The sequence below is a fragment of the Bradyrhizobium sp. genome (genome assembly GCF_028868675.1).
Lineage (GTDB): Bacteria > Pseudomonadota > Alphaproteobacteria > Rhizobiales > Xanthobacteraceae > Bradyrhizobium.
This window is the reverse complement of record NZ_JAGWUA010000304.1, coordinates 1-3,936: the sequence shown is the minus strand read 5'-3', so window position 1 is coordinate 3,936 and position 3,936 is coordinate 1. Positions and strand designations below refer to the sequence as shown.

The following is a 3,936-nucleotide window of genomic DNA, read 5'->3' as shown; positions in this document are numbered from 1 at the left end:
TCGGGGCGGATCTCGGGCATCACGGCGTCCTTGCGCGACACGAAGCGCGCCGGCACGCGATAATAGGGATCGGTGAAATCGACGCGGGCGCGCAGCTGCGGGCTCGCCGCCATGGAGGCGATGATGGCATCGCCCCGGTTGGAGGTCAGCGCGTCCAGCAGCGTCTCGAAGCGGCGCATCTGCACCGTGCAGGTGACCTTGATCTCCTCGCAGAGCGAGCGGGCGAGATCGACGTTGAAGCCGGCCGGATTGCCATCGGCGCCGGTATAGTTGAACGGCGGATAGTCGGTCTCGGTCAGGAAGCGGATCACGGTGAGGCGCGACAGGTCCGGCCGCTCCGGGCGCCGCCTCGGGTCCCAGAAGCCGGGGACGGCCTGGGGCGCGGCGGCCTCAGTCGGCTTGGCGAGCGGCTTGGCCGGGGTCTGCGCATCGGCGCCGGGGATCACCGCGGTCAGCCAGGCGAAAGCCGCCAGCCCCGCCAGCAGGCAGCGGGCCGTTCGGAGCGGATGTGCCTGGAGCGACGGGATCATCGACGGGAATTGAGGGATTTTGGCCAGGATGCGGGCCTTATAGACCATCCCGCCGGGAAGGCGAGTACCGATTGGGATCACTCAGAGATACCGCTTCAGCTCGGTCGCGACCTCCTCGGGGCTGCGCTTGAGGTTGAAGGGCGAGACGAACCGGCCGTCGCGGTCCATCAGATAGATCAGCGCGGTGTGGTCCATGGTGTAGTCGCCGTCCTTGCCCGGGATCTTCTTGGCATAGACCCGGTAGGCGGTCAGTACCTTGGCGACTTCGGCCGGATCGCCGCTCAGTCCCACCAGATGCGGATCGAAGCTCGACAGATAGTCCTTCATGACGGCGGGCGTATCGCGCTCGGGGTCGACCGAGACGAAGTAGGCGTTGACGCGGTCCGCGTCCTTGCCCATCGCGCGCATCACCTCGGAAATCTCGAACAGCGAGGTCGGGCAGACGTCGGGGCAATGGGTATAGCCGAAGAAGATCAGCGTCGGCTTGCCCTTCAGACTCTTCTCGGTGACGGTCTTGCCGTACTGGTCGGTGAGCTGGAACGGCCCGCCGATCGCGGCCGGCTGGGCGACGTTGCGCACGCCGCCCATGACCCAGAACATCAGGAGCAGCCCGACGACGAGGCTTGCGGCGAAGGCGGTCGCGATCACCAGCGGGCGGGCAGCGTAAGTCATCTGCGAAGAAGGTCCTGTTGCGGCTCAGAAGCAGGCAGCGAGGCCCGCCCTGATCGTTTCGAAGAACACCTGGGTGCCGTAGTGGAACCACAGGGCCGCCGTCCCGATCAGAGCCAAAGCGGCAAGGCCGGCCCCCGCCAGCAACAACGCCGAAGCAGCGCGGTTCGGCCGTGCATTGTCCGATATCGGATGCGTCGATAGCAGGGGTTGAGCCATGACAAGGATCGCGGCGAAAGTCTTTCCTGGAAGCCGGCCACCCGGTTCCATGCCTCACAGATAGGCGCTGGCCCGCCGGCGGGCAAGCGCCGCGGGCAGGCCGGCGATCACGTCGTGCTGATTTCGTTGCTGGTTTTCTGGCTGATTGCTCTGTCGATTCCCTGGGCTCAGCGCGAGGCAGCGGGCTTGTTGGCCGAGGCCTGCGCGTCCAGGAAGCAGGGCTTGTACAGCGCCTGGAGCTGCTTGCCCTTCAGGAAGATCATGTTGGGCGTCAGCCCGCCGCGCTGCGCGATCCAGCGCTTCACCGGCGCCGGATACATCGCGTACAGCATGTGGGTCGCCTCGGGATTGGTGACGGCGCGACCGTTGGCGCCGAAATCCCAGGCGGCGTGGAAGCCCAGCGTCGCATGCGAGGTCACGCAGATCTTGTCGTGCGGGATGGCGCCGAGGACGATGGTGCAGGCCGAGGCGCAGAGGCCGTCGATGATCACGGTCTCGCCGGACTGGCGCAGGTCCTGGTACTTGTCGACATAGGTCCCGATCCGACCGCCGCGGTCATCCGCGATCCGAACCACCGCGTGACTTGCCCCCATGCCTGCGATCAGGAGAACGGCCGCAAGCAGTCCCGTCAGAAACCTCATGTCCCAGCCCCAAGTCCAAATCGAATCTGCTGTTCGAATCTGATCGTGTCAGGTGATGCCAGACGCCCGTCAGCGTCGGTCGAGACGGCGGTTTTGTCTAGGCGGTCGGCCTCGCCCAGAACAAATTCAAGTCGAGTGTTGCGCCGGTGCTGCACCCGACGCTCCGCGCGGTCCCAGAGTGGAACAGGTTAACGCTCTCTTGCCTGACCGCGCCCTTGATCTCAGCGAAGGCACCGGACTTCAATCCCGGAGCACTACCGGGGAGGGAACAGGGGCTGAGCAGGCCGACGCTGAAAGTCCTCCGTCCGGCCGTCGACGACGGACGCTTTTCGAGCGCGGCAAATTCGATGTCGAGCCGATAGCCCCCGACGAGCGGCACGTCCCGGCGCCTTGATCCAGATTGGGCGCCTCTCTATGAGTAGGGCCGCCATTCCATCAGGAGAATCCCATGAGCATCCAGCGCTTTGAAACCGGGCCGCGCATGAGCCAGGTCGTCGTGCACGGCAACACGGTCTATCTCGCCGGCGTCGTCGCCAACCAGGCCGCCGGCGAAAGCGTCACCAAGCAGACCCAGGATATCCTTGCGATCATCGACGGCCATCTCGCCAAGGCCGGAACCGACAAGACCAAGCTCCTGTCGGCGACGATCTACATCACCGACATGAAGACTTTCCCCGAGATGAATGCGGTGTGGGATGCGTGGGTGTCACAGGGCAACACGCCGGCGCGCGCCACCGTCGAGGCCAGGCTCGCCGCGCCGAAATACAACGTCGAGATCATGGTGATCGCGGCGAAGTGATCCCGCGACGCCGATCGCGCGCGCCGCGACTTCGATGACCTCCGAGGTAATCGATCGGCGCGCGCGAACCTTCGATAGTCGCCCTGCCCGCGCCTTCTGGCACCTATCATTGGGCCTGCGCGCCGCCACACGCCCACGCGGAGGCGGGTTGGCGCCCTCTCCTCAAAATTTGAGGAACAACCCCATGCACAGTGGAAGTCAGCTCTGCCGGAGACGCATTCCCCGCTTGACACGTCGGGCAAATCAGGCGCGACCCGCATGTCTCTCAGGCAGTTCGAAGCGCGGATGCAACCCCATCCGGCGCCCCGCGCCACCTTCTCCTGCAAGGGGAGAAGGGAAGAAACTCCCGGCTAGGTGTCATTGTCGCCAGGGATCGCGCGAGAGGCAAATGCGGAAGGAATTCAGCGCGCGGCGAGATCGAACGTCAGGAACAGGCTGTTGGGATCATCGACATAGCCCTCGAACGGGCCGCAGGGGACGAAGCCGTGCGCCTTGTAGAGAGCGACCGCCGGACGGAAATAGTCCGACGAGCCGGTCTCCAGGCTGAGTCGCACCATGCCGCGGGCGCGGCCGTGCGCGATGATGTGACGGAGCATGCGTCCGGCAAGGCCGCGGCGGCGCGCCGCCTCAAGCGTATGCATGGACTTCACCTCGCCATGGTCGCGCGCGATCGTCTTCAATGCGCCGACGGCGACCAGCGTGTCGCCGTCCCAGCCGGTCCAGAACGCGATGTCGGGCGCGCGCAGGCCGGCGAGATCGAGCGCATGCGCGCTGCCCGGCGCGGTCTGCGCCCGTGCGGTCGTGTAGTGATGGTCGAGCAGCGCGATGACGCGCGGATCGTAGGTGTCGCCGCTCCTGATCTCCATGACGCGATCAGCCTCCCCGGTCACGGCGCGACGTCGCTTGCGAGGTTCTCCTGCCGGTGCGCAAGCGCACCGTCTTCAATCGGCGACCGATCGCCTTGTCGAGCTTTTGCTGGTCCATGGCCTTCTTTCCGAACGTCGGCCGGCGATCGGACCGCACCCGCCAGGTGCCAGAGCGCCTGGCGCGGCGGGCGGCGAACGCCGGGACCTTCCAG

General features: G+C 66.0%; 6 protein-coding genes and 1 pseudogene. 1 reads left to right on the top strand and 6 read right to left on the bottom strand.

Features of this window, described 5'->3' with window-relative positions; all coding sequences use genetic code 11:
• The 4 genes from KGM94_RS24105 to KGM94_RS24090 form a co-directional block, all read right to left on the bottom strand.
• A partial coding sequence (locus KGM94_RS24105; protein ID WP_300264891.1) for a transporter substrate-binding domain-containing protein occupies positions 1-530 on the bottom strand: 530 nt, incomplete at its 3' end.
• Positions 531-611: 81 nt separating this feature from the next.
• Positions 612-1,202 carry an SCO family protein gene (locus tag KGM94_RS24100; RefSeq protein WP_300264888.1) on the bottom strand — a complete coding sequence of 197 codons (591 nt, stop codon included), beginning with the start codon at positions 1,200-1,202 and terminating at the stop codon, positions 612-614.
• 24 nt (positions 1,203-1,226) lie between these two features.
• Positions 1,227-1,418 (bottom strand): hypothetical protein, encoded by a 192-nt coding sequence (locus tag KGM94_RS24095; RefSeq protein WP_300264885.1) that lies wholly within the window; start codon positions 1,416-1,418, stop codon positions 1,227-1,229.
• A 167-nt stretch (positions 1,419-1,585) separates the two neighbouring features.
• Positions 1,586-2,059, bottom strand: coding sequence for a hypothetical protein (locus KGM94_RS24090; RefSeq protein ID WP_300264882.1), 474 nt, complete (start codon positions 2,057-2,059; stop codon positions 1,586-1,588).
• A gap of 448 nt (positions 2,060-2,507) precedes the next feature.
• Between KGM94_RS24090 and KGM94_RS24085 the strand changes: the two genes are divergently transcribed.
• Positions 2,508-2,858, top strand: a complete 351-nt coding sequence (locus KGM94_RS24085; RefSeq protein ID WP_300264879.1) for a RidA family protein — start codon at positions 2,508-2,510, stop codon at positions 2,856-2,858.
• A 401-nt stretch (positions 2,859-3,259) separates the two neighbouring features.
• Here the strand turns inward: KGM94_RS24085 and KGM94_RS24080 are convergent, their stop codons facing one another.
• Together KGM94_RS24080 and KGM94_RS24075 are read right to left on the bottom strand one after the other, a co-directional pair.
• On the bottom strand, positions 3,260-3,724 hold the full coding sequence (locus tag KGM94_RS24080; RefSeq protein WP_300264876.1) for a GNAT family N-acetyltransferase: 465 nt from the start codon (positions 3,722-3,724) through the stop codon (positions 3,260-3,262).
• A 7-nt stretch (positions 3,725-3,731) separates the two neighbouring features.
• Positions 3,732-3,936: pseudogene (locus KGM94_RS24075) on the bottom strand (hypothetical protein); the annotation flags it as partial.